The sequence below is a fragment of the Pseudalkalibacillus sp. A8 genome, assembly GCF_045920555.1.
Taxonomy (GTDB): Bacteria; Bacillota; Bacilli; order Bacillales; family Fictibacillaceae; genus Pseudalkalibacillus.
The window spans coordinates 5087929-5108328 of the sequence record NZ_CP174509.1; the positions used below are offsets into that span (position 1 = coordinate 5087929).

Here is a 20400-nt window from a genome sequence, read left to right on the forward strand (position 1 = left end):
CTATTTATGGGAAAGTACTAAAATGTATGTTTAATCGAACATGTTTTTAAAGTGGTGTAGAAATCAAGGGCAGCCTGTCCCTGTTCTCGAGTATGGGAGCTTGACATTTTCATCCCTCCGAACGGTGCTTGATATTCAACTCCTGCTGTTTCTTGATTCACTCTTACCATTCCGGCATCAGCTTCCTCTAGGAACCGATGAGCCTTAGACAAATCCTGAGTGAAAATCGATGCGCTTAACCCATACACGGTTTGATTGGCTAATGATATCGCCTCTTCAAAATCCTCAGCGGTAAGGATCACCGCAAGAGGGCCAAAGACCTCCTCCTGCACCAGTTTGTGATCAGGGCCGATTCCTGTCACAACCATCGGATTAACAAAATATCCATTGACGTTCCCTTGCTCGATTTCTTTTTCAATAACCAATTCTGCTTCCTTTTTTGCAACTGAAAGATATTCAGATACACTGTCAAATTGACTTTTTGATGCAACAGGACCCATATAGGCATTCATATCCAGGGCATGATTCACTTTGACAGCCTCCATTTCCGCTTTTAAAGCTTCAACAAATGGCTCATAGGCTTCTTTTTCAACAATGATCCGGCTTGTCGCTGTGCATTTCTGCCCCGCTGAACGGAACGCGCCGCTTACCACCATGGATGCTGCTTTCTGAAAGTCTGCATCTCTTAACACGATAGCTGCATTTTTTCCACCCATCTCGGTTTGATATTTGATATTACGAGCCGCGCATATCGAAGCCACTCTTTGACCCGTGGAGGTGGAACCTGTGAAACTGACAGCATTTATTTCCGTTTTTTCCAACAGTGCATTTCCTACATCCCTGCCTTTACCGATTATGATATTTACGACGCCCTCAGGTAAACTCGTTTCAGCAAAAAGCTCCCCTAAACGGAAAGCAGTAAGAGAAGCAGGCTCAGCCGGCTTCCAGAGTATCGTGTTACCACTAATCAATGCTGGAGCTATTTTCCAGATCGGAATAGCGACAGGAAAATTCCATGGTGTAATGAGCCCCACCACTCCTAATGGAACACGCTTCGTGTATTGCAATACATTCACATCCGATGAGGGGACGAGATTACCCTGCGATCGGACACCCTCACTTGCATAATAGCGAAGCAATTGAACGCCTCTGAGAACTTCTCCTTTCATTTCCGTAATGGGTTTTCCCATTTCTGAACTTGCCAATTCAGCAATATCCGTCATGTTTTTTTCCAGCACTGCTGCCATTTCGTAAAGTACGTCCCCTCTCTTCGCCCCGGGCATTGAGGACCATTTCCGATAAGCTTCTTTAGCAGCAGCCTCAGCTTCTATAATATCCGTTTCATCAGAAAAGTGAATGGTACCGACCTTTTCGGAAAGATTTGAAGGATTCATGACATCACGTTGTTGACCTCCTGGTTTGACCCATTCTCCTCCGATCCAGTTTGTTGTTTCCATTGGATTTACATCTCCTTCAAAAAAGATTATTGATTTTGTAAGGTGCTTCGGGCTTTATCAAAGAAATGTTTGATGTCCTGGTACGTTTTATCATCCAGTTTCAAACGAGGTGGTCTTGTCGGACCTACTGGTTGACCATTAAGCTCCATCATGTATTTGATGGCTTGTACCAACTGAGGAATTGCATCGTAATGGAACAATGGTAAAAGGCTTCTGTACAATGGCAAAGCCTTTTCAACATTACCCTCCCTTGCGAGTTGAAACAACTCAAGACACTCCTCAGGAAGCGCATTAGGGACACCGGCAATCCAACCTGTAGCCCCCATTAAAGGTCCTTCCAGGGAAAGATCGTCAACCCCGATAAGTACCTCCAGACTGGTCTTTTCTAAAATATCGTGAACTCTCCGGACATCCCCGGAAAACTCTTTAACGGCAACCACATTTTCGATTTTCTCTAACTCTGCTAAAAATTCTGGTGTCAGATCAGTCGGATAATCCCTAGGATTGTTATAAGCGATGACTGGTAAACCAACATTTGAAATTTGGCGATAATGTTCTACGATTTCATGTTCCAGCGGCTTGTAATTAATCGGTGGAAGCGCCATAATCCCTGATGCTCCAAGGCCTTTCGCATGTTCACACCATTTTACGACTTGACTGGTTGCTGGAGCTCCGGAACCTACTGAAACAGGTACACGACCTTTTGCAGCATCGATGACAGTTTCTACAACCTTAGCTCTTTCGTCATTGGATAGTACGGCATATTCTCCAAGTGAACCGCCAGGAATCAGACCATGTATACCCTTTTCAATCAACCACTCCGAAGTTTCATAGAGTCTTCTGTAATCAACCTCATAGTCCTCCGTCATCGGTGTTACCAGTGCAACATGGATCCCTTCAAAATGTTTCATATAAATACTCCCTTCTGATAGTTTGCAAGTTCGAACAGAATTTACCCCGTTCACCTTAGAATAATGCAAGATTCATGCCATCTAAAGAAAACTTGGTAAAGTCAAGCCTTTGGTGAAGCCTAAACCTAAGTTGCACGAATCTTAAGGGAACTTCTTAATGCACAATAATGGTTATATGATCAAAACTGTGATAAATAATGTATAAACATTTATACAATGTAAAAATATTTATACGTTTCTTGAAATAAAAGAAGATTACATGACTCGCACGTAATCTTTAAGCATTTCTTTTTTAGATTCTCTCTGTTTATCCTAATAAGAAACCTTCCGAGAGGGGATCAGAAGGATCGACGAAAAATTGATGACTCCCCGTAATGAATGCTGATCCACTGATTTTAGGAATAATAGCATAAAATGGTCCAATTTTGGCAGATTCAATAATTTCACCTTTCAGTTGACTTGTAATGATACTCTCGTGAACAAACGGTTGTTTCTCTTTCAATTTACCTTTTTGATATAAAGCGGCCATTCTAGCTGCTGTTCCGGTCCCACATGGAGATCGATCGATTTGTTGATCAGCAAACACGGTAACATTTCGTAAATGCGATTCCTTTTTCTTAGGCTCATCCGAGAAAATGACACCATAGATCCCTTGAAGCTTGTCTTCTAAAGGATGCTTCACATCAAGGGTCTTTTCAATTTCTTCTTTTATTAATCTGCTCCATTTCTGGATATCGGAAAGCTGTTGAATTTCCACTTGCAAATCCAGATCTCTTGCCTGAACAATAGCATAAAACGCTCCACCAAAAGCGATATCCACCTTAATGGTTTTATGATCTATGGAAATTTCAAAATCTTCCTTATAGACAAAGGATGGAACATTGATGAAGGATACTGATGATACTTTATGGTTGTCATATACAGCTTCCGCAGTGATTTTACCAGCTGGACTATCGATGGTATAAATAGAAGATCCTTGCCCGTTGGTTTCAAGGAACCCCATTTCAATTCCAGCAGTAACAACTCCTATGATTCCATGTCCACACATCGTACTTAACCCCTCATTATGCATGAATAATACTCCAAAATCTGAGTCCTTATTTTCCGGTGGTGTCACGATACAGCCATACATCCCATGATGACCCCTTGGTTCATGCATCAAGATCTTCCGGATCATGTCCAACTGATCTTTAAAATAAGCTCTTTTTTCTAAAATCGAATCCCCTTTTATCATCGGCAATCCACCTGTGATGATCCTTAATGGTTCACCCGCTGTGTGTGTATCAACTGTCGTCAACATTCGATTGAATTCCATTTTCAACCACTCCTTATAGCAGCTTATTTCTTTTCATAAATAACAATGCAAGAATTGTTCCACTCTTTTTAAAAAAGGAGTAAAGTGACTAAAATTGACAAAATCTTTTGTTTTTTTATAGTTCAATAAAAAATAGGTGTATTATTTATAATGATGGATTTATTTTTTACATTCGGGGAGGTGGAAGGATGCCTTTTAAACTGCCACAGGTTAAAGAGCTTCTGAAGAAAGATTTTACGTTTCAAGAAAAAGCTACTAAACAAGCAAGTATGAATGAACGATTAACTTTTTTCTATAAAAATGACGAACTTTTCTCCAAGTACAAGCAAAAAACTCCACAAAAAAGCACCTGGATAACCTCGGATTGTAGTACTGAGGAATTGATTGAACTTTTGACTGACTATCCTTTTGCTTTAGTGAGAGATCAAAAGAATAACACTATGGGTTATATCGATCGAGATATATTTTTTAGAAGACTCCATCTTTCCTATCAATGCTTATTTGCCTACTACAATGCCATCATGGAAACGATGGAAGCCTCTGTTTCAGTAGTAGACAATAATGGAATCGTAAGGGTTTGGACTGAAAAAGCAGAAGAAATCTTTTCGATAAATAAAGAAAATATACTTGGAAAACCGATGACTGATTTTTTCGATGAAGACAAGCTTGAAATATTAGAGACTTTAAAAACGGGAAAAGCACTTCACCGTCACCAACACTTGGCTAGGTCTGATCGATTTGTATTGATCAATACCGCTCCCATCAAGATCGGCGGAAAAACGATTGGTGCCGTAGCTTCTGAAATAGATATAACCAGTCAAGTCAAGCTGAATCAGGAGTTGTCCCAAACATCTGCAAAACTCCACCACTTGGAACGCCAGGTAGCTAAATTGAATTTATCCACTAACCCTTTTGAAAAAATCAGAGGGAGCAGCAGATCTTTAAAGAAAACAATCAACAAAACAAAGCGTCTTGCTTCGACTAATGCGACGGTTCTGATCCAAGGAGAAAGCGGTGTGGGAAAGGAACTATTTGCAAAGGCAATACATGATCTTAGAGAGAAAAAATCATCCCCTTTCATCCCGATCAATTGTGGTGCAATCCCGTCTTCTTTATTCGAAAGTGAGTTATTCGGTTATGAAAGAGGTGCATTTTCAGGCGCTGATCAAAAAGGGAAAAAAGGGAAGATTGAACTGGCTAAGGGTGGAACACTTTTTCTGGATGAGATCGGTGAATTGCCACTTGAGATGCAGGTCAAGCTTCTCAGGGTGATTCAAGAGAGGTCTTATTATGCAGTAGGTGGAACCAAAGAACTCCAAGCCGATATCCGCATCATTGCAGCGACAAATCAGGACCTGAAAAAACTGATCACGGAAGGGAAATTCAGAGAAGACTTATACTATCGATTGAATGTCGTCAACCTTGTCATCCCTCCTCTAAAAGACCGGACCAAGGACATTATTGAGTTGACCCACTATTTTTTATATGAATTCTCCACAAAGTATCACCGGCCGATCCATGGCATTTCTCAACAAATTATGAAGGATTTATTGAACCATACCTGGCCCGGGAACGTCCGGGAGCTTCGGAACGTGATCGAACGATTGGTTGTATTTTCTGTTGATGGTGTCCTTCAGAGAGAAGACTTGCCGTTCCTGGAAGAAGAACACCGGAACAGACGATTTGTGAACCCTTATAGCGATCAAGGATTAAAAGAACAATTGGAGGATTGTGAAAGAGAAATCATCATAAATACGCTTAAGAAAATGTCTGGTAAAAAACATGTGACAGCTGATGCTCTAGGAATTACCAGAGCCACTCTTTATAACAGAATGAAACGGTTGAACATCCCAATAAAGTAAATTACATCATAATAATATCTATGAAGATATTATAAAAAGAATTGCTAAAGAATAAGACAGTGAAAACCCCTCTTTTTTGTTTATTGGCTGTAAAGGGGATACGGCAAGAATTCTTTCAGGAAATTAATAGACATAATTGCTGATGGTAGGTTCAGAACCCCAATTTTCTATAAGAGTGATCCCATTTGTTACTTAAGAATAGGGCCAGATCGTGGACTCATTTTTAAATTAAATGGATATTTATGTTGAAATTTATGGGAGAGATTGTGAATAAATGTACTTAAACTATCGTGGCAGGATAGTTTAACAACTTAGTTAAGTTATTGCTAAAAGTAAAATAGCAATCGAAAAGAAATACACAGATTATTCAAATGTTATAATTTTAGAATATGAAGGAGATTACAGATTATGACAATGCGAATGACACCCTATTTTATGACGAATGGAAATGCAAAGGACATGATTCGATTTTACGAGGAAGTATTGGAAGCCGAAGTGATAAGTATGCAAACTTACGGAGAAATGCCGATGTCTTTTCCTGCCGAATTAAAGGATTCCGTTGCGCACGCTATCGTGAAAGTTGGGGAAATGGAGCTTAAGTTTTCTGATTCACCTGGGCAAACTATTGAACAGGGTAATCATCTTACCCTCTGTATTTCAACGAAGACTGATGCCTAGGACTAATAAATACTCTTGCACTCAGTAATCAGTAATAAAGAGACTCCGATAAGCGCTACTGGCAACCCGTCTACAACGGCAGCAGTGATTCCTACCACGCTAACTGTCACAACAGTGCGGAGCCCTGTGATTCAGTAAACATCTCTTTTTATGATTTGCGAATACCAATTAGCTTTAAAGGCTATTCCACATTATTTTCCATATCTAAAATAATTCTTGTTCAACTATAGGGTGCTTATCTTCAAAAAGGATAAGTGCCTTTTTGTTAAACTAAAGAAGCAGTTTACTTAAATAAGCAATTCCATTAATTTACCCTAAGGAATAAAAAAATTAGGAGGTGAAATTCTAAGGAAGGAATGGAGGTTTACATTAAAATGTCATTTAAAAATCAGTGGTTCTTTAATATTGCAATGATTTTACTTTCGTGGTTATCCTTACCGTTTGTTGGAAGGAGTAGTATAAAAAGATTCCTTCCTGCATCTATATTTATTATTATTTTTGAAGCATTAAATGTTAAAATTGGAAAAAAGCGAAAATGGTGGGTTTTTTATAATAAACCGAACTCATATATTTCAGGAGAATTTCCTTTTAATATTGGACCTTTTTTTGTAGGTACAATATGGATATTAAAATGGACATATGGAAATTTTAAAAAGTTTATTTCACTTAATGCAATTGTAGATGCTTTCTTTGCCTTTGTGATAGCAAAGTTAACAGAAAAGCTAAAAGTTGCTAAGTTAGTTAGATTAAATCACTTTCAATTTTTTCTTTATATGTTTTACAAAGCTTTTATCTTATATGGATTCCAATATATTATTGAAAATAAAAGAAATTGAAATAATCAATTATAAAACAGCAAATAAATATATCATTGTGAACCAATTCACTTAAGTAACGGGTTCTATAGTTAAACAAAGGGTTGTTGCGGCACCCTTTTTCTTGTTTCGCTATTATGAATTCAGAAGACACACATACCATTTATTCTCTATTTGAAAGTTCAATTAAACAAGTTAATAAATTAATAAACGAAGAAACAGAAAATGAGCCAACAGACGGAAATTATGAAATTGCTAGGATTGTTACCGAAGTAAATAACGAGCATAATAAGTATTATTAGACTTAACAAAAAAGGTAAATGAAAATGAAGAACAAATGAGGGTTACTGTAGGTGAAAACACTAAAATTTCTAACGAAAATAAAGAAACAGTTAGTTTCGAGAAATTAAAGCCAGGAGTTAACTTAAAGGTTAATCTTTCTGGAGAGTGTAACGAACCAAGAATACGAATATGTTCGGCAGAAGAAATTGTACTTGAAGAATAAGGTTATTTAACTATTGGGGGCTTTACTTTAATAACGATCTTCCACAAATAGGGCGCGATTCACAAATAACATCACGTCTAGGTAACATTTGTATTTGATAATTTAGTTTTGAGCCACTCATCAAGAGTTTGATCACATAAAAAGTGAGCCACCCAATTTCCAAATTCAATAACCTCTTCTATGATAGAAAGTGACCAAACCATCTACATAGAGAGAGGAAGAAAAGGATGATTGACGTGGCTCAATTCCATCGTATCAAATATTTGAACGAGGTAGAAGGACAATCCCAAAGACAAATTGCCCAAAAACTGGGGATTTCAAGAAATACAGTCAGTAAGTATCTTAAGAAATCAGAATCTCCGACAACGCTGTATCGACAGAAAGTCTATAAAACCAAGGAGTCTTCAGACGAGACGAAACGAGTTTTACCGATAATTGATCAGTGGCTTGAAGATGATCTAAAACGGTGGGGAAAACAAAAGCATACAGCTGCCAAAATCTATCGAAGATTAGTAGATGAATATGATTTTGGAGGATCAGCATCAAACATTCGAAAGGTTGTCGCTAAGCGAAAGAAAAAGATGCAAGAAGTCTTTATCCCACTTGAATTTCAACTCGGGCAACAGTTTCAATTTGATTGGGGAGAAGCCGATATTATCCTTCAGGGAAAAACCCGAAGGGTCTTCCTCTTTTGTATTCAATTATCAGCTAGCCGTTTACGGTTTGTAAGGGCGTATCTACATGAAAAGCAAGAAGCGTTCCTGGATGGTTTTGTCCATGCGTTTGAATTCTTTGGAGGCGTTCCAACAGAAGGACTTTTTGATAACTTAAAAACAGCTGTTCAAAAAATACTTAAAGGTCGGGATCGATTAGAACAGGAAGCCTTCATGGCCTTACAAGCCCATTATCTCTTTAAGGCAGAGTTCTGTAATGTAAGATCCGGTAATGAAAAAGGACGAATTGAGGGAACTGTCGGATATATCAGGAGAAATGCCCTGGTCCCATATCCAGAAATACAGTCTTTGGAAGAACTAAATGACTACCTAGAGAAATGGTGTCTGAAAGAAGCTGGTCGGACAAAGGTTCCCTATACCAAAGAAACGGTTGAACAGATGTGGGTACAAGAAAAAGAGCAGCTCTATTCTCTTCCGAATAATAAGTTCGAAGCATGTAAACTTGTTTCTTGTCAGGTAAGTAAAACGTCATTAATCACTATTGAGACGAATCAATATTCGGTTCCATGTAGCTATGTAGGACAAGCTGTATGGGCCAAAATTTTTGTCGACCGTGTGATCGTTGTGGCTCAAAACCAAGTGATCGCAGAACACACTCGTTCTTACGAACGGAATGAAATGACCACTGTTCTTAATCATTATTTAGAAGCGTTATTGAAGAAACCACGAGCGATCCGGGATGCCCATGCCTTTCAATCAGATGAGATTCCAAATGTCTTCAGACGTTTTCATCGTAAGATGAGGGAACAAGAAGGAGCCATAGGGGATCGGAAGTTTATACGTCTTCTCCTCCTTCATCGTGAGATTGGTATGAACACATTAACGCTAGCTTTAGAAGAAGCTGAGAAAACAGAAATTTACCGTTATGAAGTGGTCCATGATAGGATTCAGAAACTTATGAATCGATCCTTCCCCATTCACGATCTATCTAAAGAAAAAATGCCTACGAGTCTACTAGACTATAAAATCCAGAAATCGAATGTCGAACAATACGGACAGTTGACTGGAGGGCGTATGAAATGAACGTAGAATTATTAGTGGATCACATTACCAAACAACTTAGAACTCCAACTATCTCACAAAATTATCGTTCTCTCGCAAGAGAGGCGGAAGAGCGAAACCTGCGATATGAAGAATATCTCCTGGCACTCTTAGAGATTGAGCTACAGAAGAGAGAAGAAAACAAGAAACAAAGACGGCTGAAACAAGCTTCCTTTCCAGTCCCAAAAACATTAGATGCCTATGATTTTAGTTTAATGCCTAGTTTAAATCGAAATCGTTTTCTCACGTTATCAAAAGGAGAATTTGTAGAGAAGAATGAGAACATCATCTTTCTTGGGAATAGTGGTACCGGAAAGACTCACTTGGCAACCGGACTTGGAATCGAAATGATTCAGAATGGATATAAGGTGAAATTTATTACAGCTTCTGAACTAGTGGAAGAATTATTGATGGCCAAAGAAGAACATCAATTAAATACGCTAGAAAAGAAGTGGCTCAAATTAGATGTGATCATCGTAGATGAGCTTGGATACGTTCCCTTCTCCAGAGTGGGGGCTGAATTACTATTTCAATTTTTCTCGAGTAGATATGAACGTGCCAGTACGATCATTACGACCAACTTAGAATTCACTGAATGGACAAGCATCTTTGGGGACGAAAAAATGACGGCAGCTCTCCTAGATCGGCTAACCCACCGTTCGCATATTCATCTACTAAATGGGGAGTCGTATCGCTTTAGGCAAAGTATGAACCAGCAATCAAAGGAAGAAGAGTAATACGGACAACAAGGTATAGGGGTCTTGCCCCTCTCCGGGGCAAGACCCCTATACCTTCCATTCATTCCCTTTACTGGGAGCAAGGAATATCAAAGTGGCTCACTTTTAAAGTGATCGTTCTGGCTCAAATTAATATTGACAAAAACAACATTTAAGGAAAAGTGTCCGGCTGCCCGAGGTAGTATACACTTCTTCATTCACAAATTTCACAAAAGCCCTATCTCCATATTAATCCTGGGAGAGAGGGCTTTTGTGCACCGCTATGGGGAAACACTGTGTTCAGGTCTCAAAGTGTAATAGTCAAGGAATCACCACTACCCGATGTTGAATAACTTTCTTTTGTTCAACCTCGGTAAAGGGTCTGCGTACTCGAACAACCATGGACAAAACCAAGTTGGCTAAGCCACCTTAACTTTTCAGCGAAGTCATTGGGTTTTACCCATGTCCGTAACGCCTACTTGATGCTGCCGTATTTTTTCCCTTCTACCTTCGTTTTCAGAGGTCGTATATAAACAAAAAACGACTTTTTAGAGGTGTTTTCTCGTGGGTAACAGAAAATTCCTAAAATGGATAGGGTATCTGTTGAGTTTCTGAATAGTTGCTTTACCAAAGTTTAGCTAAACGTTACCTTTTTTGACAATAGAGGTCTGCCATTACTCCATACTACCTCAACAGGAATGTCAAAAAACTTGGAGAGAATTTGTTCTGAAAGCATTTCTTTTGTTTCTCCTGAACCAAATACAGTGCCCTTTTTTAAGAGAAGTGTTTTTCCAAAAGTGGGCAAAATCTCTTCGACATGATGAGTCACATAAAGAATCGTTGGCGCCCCTGAACCTTTAGCAATGGATTCAATTCCTTCTAACAGATGTTCTCTTGCAATAAAGTCAAGCCCATTTGTAGGTTCGTCTAAAATCAGCAATTCAGGATCTGCCATCAGTGCTCTGGCTATTAAAACCCGTTGTCTCTCTCCTTGGGATAAGGATCCATATTCCTGATTCGCATATTCGAAACACCCTAACTCTTTTAATAATGAAATAGCTTTTTGTCTCATCTCATCAGTTGGCGTTTCGTAAAGTCCGATCGAAGCGAATGCACCACTTAAGACTACTTCAAATGCATTATCTGCAGGATACAGCTTTTGCTGTAAAGAGGAAGAAACGAGGCCAATCTTAGTCCGCAGATGCTCAGCCAGTGGCGCTCTGCCAAACTCTCTCCCGAGGACCTTTACTTTTCCTTTTGTAGGAAAATAATAGGCGTTCAGCATGTTCAACAACGCCGTTTTCCCAGCCCCATTTAGACCGAACAATACCCAATGCTCTCCTTTTTTCACTTTCCAATTAATATTCTCTATAATCCACTTTCCATTCCGTATTAATGAAACATTTTCTAGTGTTAAAATCATTTTTGACTTCCTTTCGATTGAACCGCCGTTGAACGTGTTAATTAAATCAAGGAGTTCTTTCAGTTAAACAATGTCAGCTACAGGAAAACGGGAAAAAGTTCATTTTAATCTCGTGACTCCTGTTGAAAACTGTTCCAAGATCCTATTATGAAATTAACATAAACCATGCAATTTTGTGCACTACTTTTGCACTTTCCTTCATCTATATTCTCTCCTAGATGAATCTCTGTTTTTCTATAATAGCTTAGTCATTCAAGAGTAGAGCATTTGAATTTTCATTTAATCTAACAGGAGATAAAAGCAATAGAAAAAGTGTTATCTATTCAACCGGAAGTAAAGTATCAACCACAATACTGTTTACAGCACTGATATACGCAAATGCACTTGCTTTCATAATATCCGTATCTGTTGCTTTGGCAACATATTTTTCTCCTCTGTATTCCACTTGAATCTTCACTTTCCCTAATGCTTCCTTACCTCTTGATACACTGCTAATATTGTATTCAATCAATTTAATATCTAAATCACTAATTCCTGTAATAGCAGAATACAAAGCATCAATCGGGCCAGAACCAACTGCACTGGTTTTCAATATTTGATCGCCCTTTTTAACCTTCACACTTGCAGACGGGAAATTTGTATTACTAATCACTTGCAAGTCCATTAGTTCATAAAAATTATCACTATAGTGCATCATATTCTGATTATGATTATCAATTTTTGTATAATAGTTCTCAACGATGACATATAAATCATGATTATATACTTCTTTTTTCACATCTGCTAATTTAAGAAAATCTTCAAATATCCCTTCAAATTGTGTATCAGTTAACTGATTAAAACCTAATTTCTCAAGCGCTATTTTCACCGCATGACGTCCAGAACGAGCGGTTAAAACAAGTTCCATATCATCTAAGCCGACTTCAATCGGGCTAATGATTTCGTAGGCATCTCTTGCTTTTAATAAACCGTCTTGGTGTATACCTGAAGAATGAGCAAAGGCATTATCTCCTGTAATGGCTTTATTTACTTGTACATCAAGTCCCATTAAACTACTTACCAACCTAGATGTGTTCATGATTTCTTTTGTATTAATATTTGTGTACGCGTTATAAACTGATGAGCGCGTATTAATTGCCATCACAACCTCTTCTAGTGCAACATTCCCTGCACGTTCACCAATGCCATTAATCGTACATTCAACTTTATCCGCACCATTTTTAATTGCAGCTAACGTATTAGCGGTTGCCATCCCAAGATCATTATGACAATGGACACTTAAAAGCACTTTATCATTCAAATTTTTCAAGCGATCATTTAGTTTAAAGATTAGGTCACCAAACTCTTCCGGCTCGGCATAGCCAACTGTATCGGGCACATTAATAATAGTAGCTCCTGCCTTTACAACAGCTTCAATCGTTGCCCATAAATATTCAAACTCGGAGCGAGACGCATCCTCTGTTGAATATTGTACATCTGGCAGAAATGTTTTTGCATACTTTACTGCATCAACACCGATATCTAAAATTTGACTTTTCGATTTCCCAAATTTCTTTACCACGTGAATGTCTGAAGTGCCTAAAACTATATGGATTAACGGTTTCTCAGCATATTTCACACTATTATAAACAGCATCAATATCAGCCTTTACTGCTCTTGCTAATGCTGTGATCATAATGTTGTCAGTATTTCCTACTTTCATGGCAATTTCTTTCACAGCATTAAAATCGCCAGCTGAAGACGCAGGAAAACCGGCTTCAATAATATCAACTTTTAGCTTCTTTAGCTGCTGTGCTACTTCTAGTTTTTCATACAAATTGAGCTTAGCACCTGGAACTTGCTCTCCATCTCTTAAAGTCGTATCAAACACCCAAATTTTTCTCGTCATTTCAGAAACACTCCTTTGTCATATTAATGTATAAAAAAAGCCCCGTCTCTATAAAAATATAGAGACGAGGCTTTGCTCGCGGTACCACTCTAATTGATTAATCATTACATAATTAACCCACTCATTTTCGGCAGCTATCACCACCTATCTTCATAACGGTAGAAAACCGACATCCCCTACTTATAATGTTCAGCGAGTAGCTCTTGGATGAGTTCAAAGGCAATAACTACCGATTCTCACCAACCATCGGCTCTCTGAAAAGCTTATACATCCTTCTACTATTTCCAATCTTTGCTTATTATTATTTAATTATTTGCAATACTTGGATTCCCGTTCACTGTCCTAAACGCAATCTGTAATACAATAAACCCCAATATTGATCCTTTTATAACGTTATTCTCTTTGCAATAATAGAGTTGTTTACTAATAAAGAGCGTATTTATCAGATAAAATACTAATCCCAACAAACATAACCAATACCTGAACCATTGTAATAATTCCCAAAATAAATACTTGCCCTGTTGTATTCCCTATTAATTTATCTACAAATTGAGGTAACATGCTATAAATAATAGTGAAACTTAGATCCACTTATGAACCTCTTAACAGACAGAATTTTAATCTATTAAAATATATGTGTTTAATAAGAGATCCTTAATCAAGTAAGGTGTAAGTATATCATAATTTCCCTGTGCTACTATGACTGGGATATCATAGCGTTTCGTTAATTTTTTAGTAATATTATAGTTGTTTATACTATCTTTTTCTATGGTCTTATTGAATTATTTTTTACTTTTATAATATTCACCTCGATCCTTATGACTAATAAAACTAGGGGCTTCGTCACTTCAATGTTTGCCTGGATGAGGTGATGTCTTTAACTAAAATGGTGGTGAAAAAACGTTGTTTAGATTTTTTTGTTAGTATCCTACCTGTGGTTTAAAAAAATAGGCACGTTCTTCTATAGTGTCTAGTTCTACTTTTTTTCCTATCTCCATTTCTTTACCATTATATCTTGCAGTCACGCGTAATCCTTCTTCCAAATCAACAAGTATAATAAAATAAGGAACACTATCAGAAAACTTCTTTGGAGCGGCGTATATATTTGTATAGGAAAAGACTTTTCCCTTGCCACTTAGCTCTCTAATTTCTAAATCTTCAGTAAAACAGACAGGACACTGATATTTATCAACACTGATAAGTCGTTTGCAGTTGTGGCAATACTTCGATTTCAGTTTCATAGTTACGCTCCTTTTTTACGGAAGATATGAACAGTAGAATACGCACCTGTACCTCCAAGATTTTGTGCTAACCCGATTCGGGCATTTTCAACTTGGTTGGCTGCCTTTTCATTAAGTTGGTCAACAATTTGAACAATCTGGGCAATTCCAGTTGCACCAATGGGATGGCCCTTTGAGAGTAACCCACCACTTGTGTTCACCGGAATGATTCCTCCATGCTTGGTTAATCCTGCTTCGAGTGCCTCCCAGCCTTTTCCTTTTTCAAAGAATCCTAATTCTTCAATTGCAATGATTTCGGTCATCGAGAAGCAATCATGTAGTTCGACTACATCAATATCCTTAGGTCCAAGTCCTGCAGCTTCATACGCTTTTTGTGCCGATTCATACGTTGCTGAAATATGCAAAAGGTCTTCTACCTCTTGCATAAGGGGGGTTCCAGAGGCTTGGCCTGAAGATAGAATTTCAACACCGTTTTGCCCCTTTTGAATAACAACAGCTGCTGCACCGTCAGAAATAGGTGAACAGTCAAACAGACCAAGAGGATCGGTTATGAGCCGTGAGTTAATAATTTCCTCTAATGAAGTTTCCTTCCTGAATTGGGCAATAGGATTTGCAATGGCATATTCTCTATTTTTAAGGGCCACCATTGCAAGATGCCTTTTTTCTGCCCCATATTCATACATATATCGATTAGCTAGTACACCGAAGAAGCCTGGAAAAGTTAGACCGGTGGAACCTTCATTGGAGTCATTATCCATTGCTAAATTAATGGCATTAGTAACTGTCTCCGTATCAAGCCCTGTCATTTTTTCAGCTCCAGCAACGAGTACTGTCTTATATTCCCCTGCTTTAACCAACTGGTATGCCTGACGAAAAGCGAGTCCACCAGAAGCGCATGCCCCCTCCATCTTGACAGAAGGAACGTTCCCGAGTCCGAGTTCATTCGTTAAAACCGATCCGAGAATCTCCTGGTTGGCAAGAGAGCCCGAGGCAAAATTCCCGACAAAGACGGCATCTACATTAGGCCTCCCTGCTTCCAGCAGTGCTTCCCTACAAGCTTTAATTAACATTGATTTGATCGATTCATCCTTTTTTCCAAAGGTTGTTATCCCTCTGCCGATTACAGATACACTTGACATCTTTTTCACCCCTGAAGCTGATATTTTTTACGTAATTCTTTTCGTAAGATTTTTCCATAGCTGTTCTTAGGCAACTCTGAAACTATTTTAATGAGGCGAGGCTTCTTAAAGTTTGCTAGATGTTCTTTGCATAGTAAAATGAGCTCCTGTTCAACTATTGTAAGGAAAGGCTCCTTTAATACGACATGAGCACAAATCGATTCACCCCATTTATCATCAGGGATACCAAATACACAAGTTTCCTTTACAGCGGGATGCTGGTTTAAAACTTCCTCCACTTCCCTGGGATATACATTCAATCCGCCAGTAATGATAATATCTTTAGCTCGGTCAACCAATCGGACATATCCTGTATCATCTTTCCACCCCATATCACCAGTATGGAACCATCCTCCTTTGATGGATTCGTTCGAGGCCATTTCATTATTCCAATATCCTTTCATCACAAGGGATCCTTTGCAAATTATTTCCCCAATCTCCCCATTCGACACCTCTACTCCACTACTGTCCACAATTTTCAACTCTACAAATGGACCTATTGCTCCACATGAATCAGGATGGTTTCTCAGCTCGTTTTTCGGCATCATTGTAATGACCATAGGCGCTTCTACCAGACCATATGTTTCTGCAAATTTTGGACCGATTAAATCTAAAGCTTTGTTCAGCTTATCGACAGCAATTGGGGAGCCTGCCATATTAATTGTTTTAATGTGTCGAAGCTTCCGCGGATCAAAATTATGAGCATGTATCATAAGGTTTACAAGTGTTGGTACGAGGAAGATGATCGAAATTGCTTCTTGTTCAATTTCATCCAAAAAATCTTCTGGATTAAACTTATTGAAAATTACTTGCTTTATACCGAAAAACAACGAACACTGAGATAAAAAGTTACTTCCGTGAGTTAAAGGTGCAACGTGTCCGATTGTATCCTCGCTGGTAATCTGACACACCATATTAAGCGACAGAGCACTGGATATCATATTACGATGAGTAAGCATAGCACCCTTTGGTTTGCCTGTTGTACCAGACGTATACATAAGGGCAAATAAGTCGTCCTCTTTAACATTAATATTTGGAAATTCCTCACTTTTATTTTCCAAGAAAGAGAGGTATTCGGAATCAATATCGATTTTTTTTACCGGACTCCGAACAGAATCAATGAGTGATGCTTCACCGATAAGAATCGATGCCTGGGAATTTTCAATGATGTACTCGAACTCTTTTGGATGAAGGCGGTAATTAACAGGAACCTTAATCAAGCCAGTCAAAGAAATGGCGATGTCCAACTCCACATGTTCCCTCCGGTTAGACATTAAAATGGCTACCCGATCACCCTTTTTTAATCCTTCTTCTAGCAAGGCATGTCCCAGCCGACAAGCATTTATTCGAAGTTGATTGTACGTAATTGTTCCTCGGGAATCTTTCACTGCAGGTTTTTCACTATATTGAGTCAGTGTTTTTCTTGCTAAGGACCCCAGTGTTTCCAAGTGTTTCCCTCCCTTGTTTTGAAAAGTTGATAACCCGAAATCCTAACCCCTTATCAAACGTTCGCGAAGCAATGATACCTTTTCCATATGTAATCGCAAATTCTACTGTGATTAGGGTAGGGTTTTTTTTCCGGACAAAGTGTCCTGCGCTTATTTTTCCATTTTCTTCAACAACAAGACCATGAAGATGAAGATCTAGCTCATCATTTTCGTCATGACAGATAAACCCTGAACAGTGAACAAGTTCGACCGGGTTTTGTATCTTAATCTCTCTTCCATAACCGGAAGGGGAGCCATTATTAGTTTGAAATAGAACATATCCTACTTCTTTCAACGAGCCAATACAGGTTACGAATCCAGATGTAATCCTGTGCTTATTACATTCAGCTAAAATACCTTCCATTAAATCAGAACCCTCAGAAAGGGAGCCATAGACGGTAAAGGTTTCTTCAGCACGAAAGGAATGACTTTGCCGCAGCATGCCTGCCTCCTCCCTGATTCTATCCAATAGCGGAACCGCCGCATACTTTTAATACTTCCCCAGTAATATAATCCGAGTTAGATGATGCTAAATAAACAACTGCTTCAGCAATGTCTTCAGGTGTACCCATCCGTTTAATAGCCTGATTCAACTGATAGTTCATACCTTTTGTTATTGCCGTTTCCACAGGACCAGGAGCAATGCTGTTACAATTAATTCCAAGTTCTCCAACTTCTTTCGCGATCCATTTGGTCATTGCAATCACACCACCTTTTGAAGCAGCATAAGCTGGTCCGGAGCGTCCATTTTCTCCACTTTCATCCTTTTTTCCCGAAAAAGGCCCCCCCATGATTCCTGAAATAGAGCTAATGTTGATTATTTTTCCGTATCCTTGATTTTTCATATGAGGATAGATGGCTGCTTGGGAAAAAAGAAAAGTTCCTCTGAGGTTGGTGTTGATATCCCGAAACCACATCTCATCATTCATGTGTTCTAAATCCAAGCGTGAACAAGTGCCAGCATTGTTCACAATAATATCGATACGACCAAAGTCTCGTGCAGTTTCATTTACGACTTGTTCTACTTGATCTCTTTCACGTATATCAATATTGTAGATCAGTACTCGGGTTTCAGGATTAATATCCTGGATCTCCTGTTTAGTCTCCTCACATTCTAGAAGGTCAACCAATACAATATGTGCCCCTTCTCTTGCCAGTGCCTTTGCAGAAGCTGCGCCGATCCCCCGCGATCCTCCAGTAATAATCGCTACTTTATTTTCGAGATTTTTAGACATTTAATTCCCTCCTGAAATAGGTTACATATTTAGCAAATTTGGAAGCCAGTTCGATAATGCTGGAACAAAGGTAAGCAAAAGAAGAACGACTATTGATGCAATTAGAAATGGGAAAATTCCGGTTGTAACTTGTCTTAAGGATAGATCCGAAATTCCACAGGCTACATACAAATTCAATCCCACTGGCGGGGTGAACAATCCAATCGCTAAGTTAACAATCATGAATACACCAAATGTGGTCGGATCGACCCCGATTTCCAGCATGATTGGTAAAAAGATTGGAACAAACAAATATAAGGCAGAAATAGCATCAATAAAAGCACCGACGATCAGTAATATAAGAGTGACTAACAGCAGAATAATAATTTTGCTATCTGAAATAGATAGCATAATATCTGATATGTTTTGAGCCATCCGCTGTGTGGTGATAATATAGGAAAGGAACGATGCTGCACCAACAATAATCATGATGATTGCTGTTTGGACCCCTGCATCAATTAATATTTTCGGGAGAAGCCTTAAGTTAAGCTCTTTATAGATTACCAGGCCGACAAACAGCGCATAGAACACTGCAACGACCGCAGCTTCAGTCGGTGTGAAAATTCCTCCGTAAATTCCACCAAGGATAATAACCGGGATTAGCAGACCCCATAAGGCACCATAAAAAGATTTGATTAACGTTTTAAACGGAGGCCTTGTTGAACTGGTATGGCTGCTGACTCCTTCACCTTCTAATGATGCTGCAGCCTCAGCTAAGGAACCCTGTCTTTTTCTCATGAAAATATAGCAGGTAATCAATAACGCTAAACCAAGTAATAGGCCAGGAATGATACCCGCTATGAACATCCGGCTGATTGTAATCGGGACAGTGTCACTTGCGATAACTGCAAATATGATGAAAGCAATACTTGGAGGAATGATGATACCGATTGAACCAGAGCTTGCCACCAATGCTGCAGCTGTTGGTTTGGGATAACCATTTTTAACTAATGCAGGAATTAAAATGCCACCAATTGCAGCTACAGTCGCTGGTCCAGAGCCAGAGATTGCGGCAAAGAACAAAGCGGTCATAATAGTCACAATCGCTATACCGTTTTTACGATGGGAAACACATACATTGGCAAAGTCAATTAATCTTTTAGAGATTCCAGCATACTCCATAATAACACCTGCCAAGACAAAAAAAGGAATCGCTAATAGAGTAAAAGATGAAATACTTGCATACATGATACTTGGGATTAATTCTAATGCAGCAAACCCTCGGTCCAAGAATAAGATTACTAAACCTGCTAATCCTAACGAAAAGGCGATCGGCATATTAAACAGTACAAGAATAAAAAATGTGCCAAACAATATTAACTCTGTCATAATTCTCTCACACTCTCATTCTTTATTCCGTTAATGCTTTTAACTGTTGTTTCAATTGTCCGAATTATACATAAAATAGATCCGATAGGAAGTCCTAGGGTAAATACCCATTGAGGCCAGCCGAGCGCAGGTGTGATTTGCCCTCTGTCCATCTGTGACTGAACGATTCCAAATCCATGGTAAGCAATGATCGCAAAGAAAAGAACAATTAATCCACCGATGATAATACTGCTCATTTTTTTATTAAAGCTGCTCGAACGTTCATAGACCAGGTTGAATCCAAGGTGTGCGCCTTTATATATGCCGATAGAAGCCCCAACAAAAGTAAGGATCACAAACAAATTGACCGTAACTTCTTCTGTAAAAGCGATTGAAAAATTAAAAATAAACCTTGAGAGTACATTAGCAAATGTAATAATAGCCATAGTTGATAAGCATAATGCGAGAATAGTATATTCGATGTATAACAGTGCTTTACTCATTTTATCCCCCCTCATAAATGATTTTAGAAAAAAGAGGCGATCCCTTTTCGATTTGGGATTGCCT

General features: G+C 38.7%; 19 protein-coding genes and 1 other annotated feature. Of the genes, 6 read left to right on the forward strand and 13 right to left on the reverse strand.

Translation table 11 applies throughout. The annotated features are described in order from the left end of the window. Positions 1-17: 17 nt before the first annotated feature. From ACJROX_RS25695 to ACJROX_RS25705, 3 genes are all read right to left on the reverse strand, one after another. A complete protein-coding gene (locus tag ACJROX_RS25695) occupies positions 18-1457 on the reverse strand; it encodes an aldehyde dehydrogenase family protein (protein ID WP_408008052.1) in 1440 nt (479 codons plus the stop codon). A gap of 26 nt (positions 1458-1483) precedes the next feature. Continuing rightward, positions 1484-2368, reverse strand: coding sequence for a dihydrodipicolinate synthase family protein (locus ACJROX_RS25700; protein ID WP_408008053.1), 885 nt, complete (start codon positions 2366-2368; stop codon positions 1484-1486). A gap of 307 nt (positions 2369-2675) precedes the next feature. After that, entirely contained in the window at positions 2676-3683 is a 1008-nt protein-coding gene (locus tag ACJROX_RS25705) for a proline racemase family protein (protein ID WP_408008054.1), read from the reverse strand. A 188-nt stretch (positions 3684-3871) separates the two neighbouring features. Here ACJROX_RS25705 and ACJROX_RS25710 point away from each other — a divergent pair, with 188 nt between their 5' ends. The 6 genes from ACJROX_RS25710 to istB all read left to right on the forward strand — a co-directional run bounded on the left by ACJROX_RS25710 (position 3872) and on the right by istB (position 10055). Continuing rightward, the gene (locus tag ACJROX_RS25710; RefSeq protein ID WP_408008055.1) at positions 3872-5545 is read left to right on the forward strand and encodes a sigma-54 interaction domain-containing protein; all 1674 of its coding nucleotides are present in this window, start codon (positions 3872-3874) and stop codon (positions 5543-5545) included. A 408-nt stretch (positions 5546-5953) separates the two neighbouring features. Further along, positions 5954-6223, forward strand: coding sequence for a hypothetical protein (locus tag ACJROX_RS25715; protein ID WP_408008056.1), 270 nt, complete (start codon positions 5954-5956; stop codon positions 6221-6223). A gap of 374 nt (positions 6224-6597) precedes the next feature. Then, positions 6598-7059 carry a hypothetical protein gene (locus ACJROX_RS25720; protein ID WP_408008057.1) on the forward strand — a complete coding sequence of 154 codons (462 nt, stop codon included), beginning with the start codon at positions 6598-6600 and terminating at the stop codon, positions 7057-7059. A gap of 316 nt (positions 7060-7375) precedes the next feature. Next, positions 7376-7543 (forward strand): hypothetical protein, encoded by a 168-nt coding sequence (locus ACJROX_RS25725; RefSeq protein ID WP_408008058.1) that lies wholly within the window; start codon positions 7376-7378, stop codon positions 7541-7543. A gap of 227 nt (positions 7544-7770) precedes the next feature. Further along, the gene (gene istA, locus ACJROX_RS25730; RefSeq protein ID WP_408008059.1) at positions 7771-9300 is read left to right on the forward strand and encodes an IS21 family transposase; all 1530 of its coding nucleotides are present in this window, start codon (positions 7771-7773) and stop codon (positions 9298-9300) included. Continuing rightward, positions 9297-10055, forward strand: a complete 759-nt coding sequence (gene istB / locus ACJROX_RS25735; RefSeq protein ID WP_408008060.1) for an IS21-like element helper ATPase IstB — start codon at positions 9297-9299, stop codon at positions 10053-10055. The genes istA and istB overlap by 4 nt, the downstream gene beginning before the upstream one ends. Before the next feature lie 613 nt (positions 10056-10668). Here the strand turns inward: istB and ACJROX_RS25740 are convergent. The 10 genes from ACJROX_RS25740 to ACJROX_RS25785 form a co-directional block, all read right to left on the reverse strand. Next, the gene (locus tag ACJROX_RS25740) at positions 10669-11457 is read right to left on the reverse strand and encodes an ABC transporter ATP-binding protein (RefSeq protein ID WP_408008061.1); all 789 of its coding nucleotides are present in this window, start codon (positions 11455-11457) and stop codon (positions 10669-10671) included. 319 nt (positions 11458-11776) lie between these two features. Beyond that, the gene (locus tag ACJROX_RS25745) at positions 11777-13345 is read right to left on the reverse strand and encodes a 2-isopropylmalate synthase (RefSeq protein ID WP_408008062.1); all 1569 of its coding nucleotides are present in this window, start codon (positions 13343-13345) and stop codon (positions 11777-11779) included. A gap of 57 nt (positions 13346-13402) precedes the next feature. Further along, positions 13403-13646 (reverse strand) — a binding site (T-box leader). Between the two features lie 122 nt (positions 13647-13768). Then, positions 13769-13936, reverse strand: coding sequence for a hypothetical protein (locus ACJROX_RS25750; RefSeq protein WP_408008063.1), 168 nt, complete (start codon positions 13934-13936; stop codon positions 13769-13771). A 329-nt stretch (positions 13937-14265) separates the two neighbouring features. After that, positions 14266-14586 carry an OB-fold domain-containing protein gene (locus ACJROX_RS25755; RefSeq protein ID WP_408008064.1) on the reverse strand — a complete coding sequence of 107 codons (321 nt, stop codon included), beginning with the start codon at positions 14584-14586 and terminating at the stop codon, positions 14266-14268. A 2-nt stretch (positions 14587-14588) separates the two neighbouring features. Then, positions 14589-15725: a thiolase C-terminal domain-containing protein gene (locus tag ACJROX_RS25760; RefSeq protein WP_408008065.1), complete on the reverse strand. Its 1137-nt coding sequence runs from the start codon at positions 15723-15725 to the stop codon at positions 14589-14591. Between the two features lie 5 nt (positions 15726-15730). Then, the gene (locus tag ACJROX_RS25765; RefSeq protein ID WP_408008066.1) at positions 15731-17212 is read right to left on the reverse strand and encodes a class I adenylate-forming enzyme family protein; all 1482 of its coding nucleotides are present in this window, start codon (positions 17210-17212) and stop codon (positions 15731-15733) included. Beyond that, the gene (locus ACJROX_RS25770) at positions 17166-17693 is read right to left on the reverse strand and encodes a PPC domain-containing DNA-binding protein (RefSeq protein WP_408008067.1); all 528 of its coding nucleotides are present in this window, start codon (positions 17691-17693) and stop codon (positions 17166-17168) included. Before ACJROX_RS25770 ends, ACJROX_RS25765 begins: the two co-directional genes overlap by 47 nt. 19 nt (positions 17694-17712) lie before the next feature. Next, positions 17713-18486 carry an SDR family NAD(P)-dependent oxidoreductase gene (locus tag ACJROX_RS25775; protein ID WP_408008068.1) on the reverse strand — a complete coding sequence of 258 codons (774 nt, stop codon included), beginning with the start codon at positions 18484-18486 and terminating at the stop codon, positions 17713-17715. 21 nt (positions 18487-18507) lie between these two features. Continuing rightward, positions 18508-19854, reverse strand: coding sequence for a TRAP transporter large permease (locus ACJROX_RS25780; protein ID WP_408008069.1), 1347 nt, complete (start codon positions 19852-19854; stop codon positions 18508-18510). Beyond that, positions 19851-20336 (reverse strand): TRAP transporter small permease, encoded by a 486-nt coding sequence (locus ACJROX_RS25785; protein WP_408008070.1) that lies wholly within the window; start codon positions 20334-20336, stop codon positions 19851-19853. The genes ACJROX_RS25780 and ACJROX_RS25785 overlap by 4 nt, the downstream gene beginning before the upstream one ends. Positions 20337-20400: the final 64 nt, after the last annotated feature.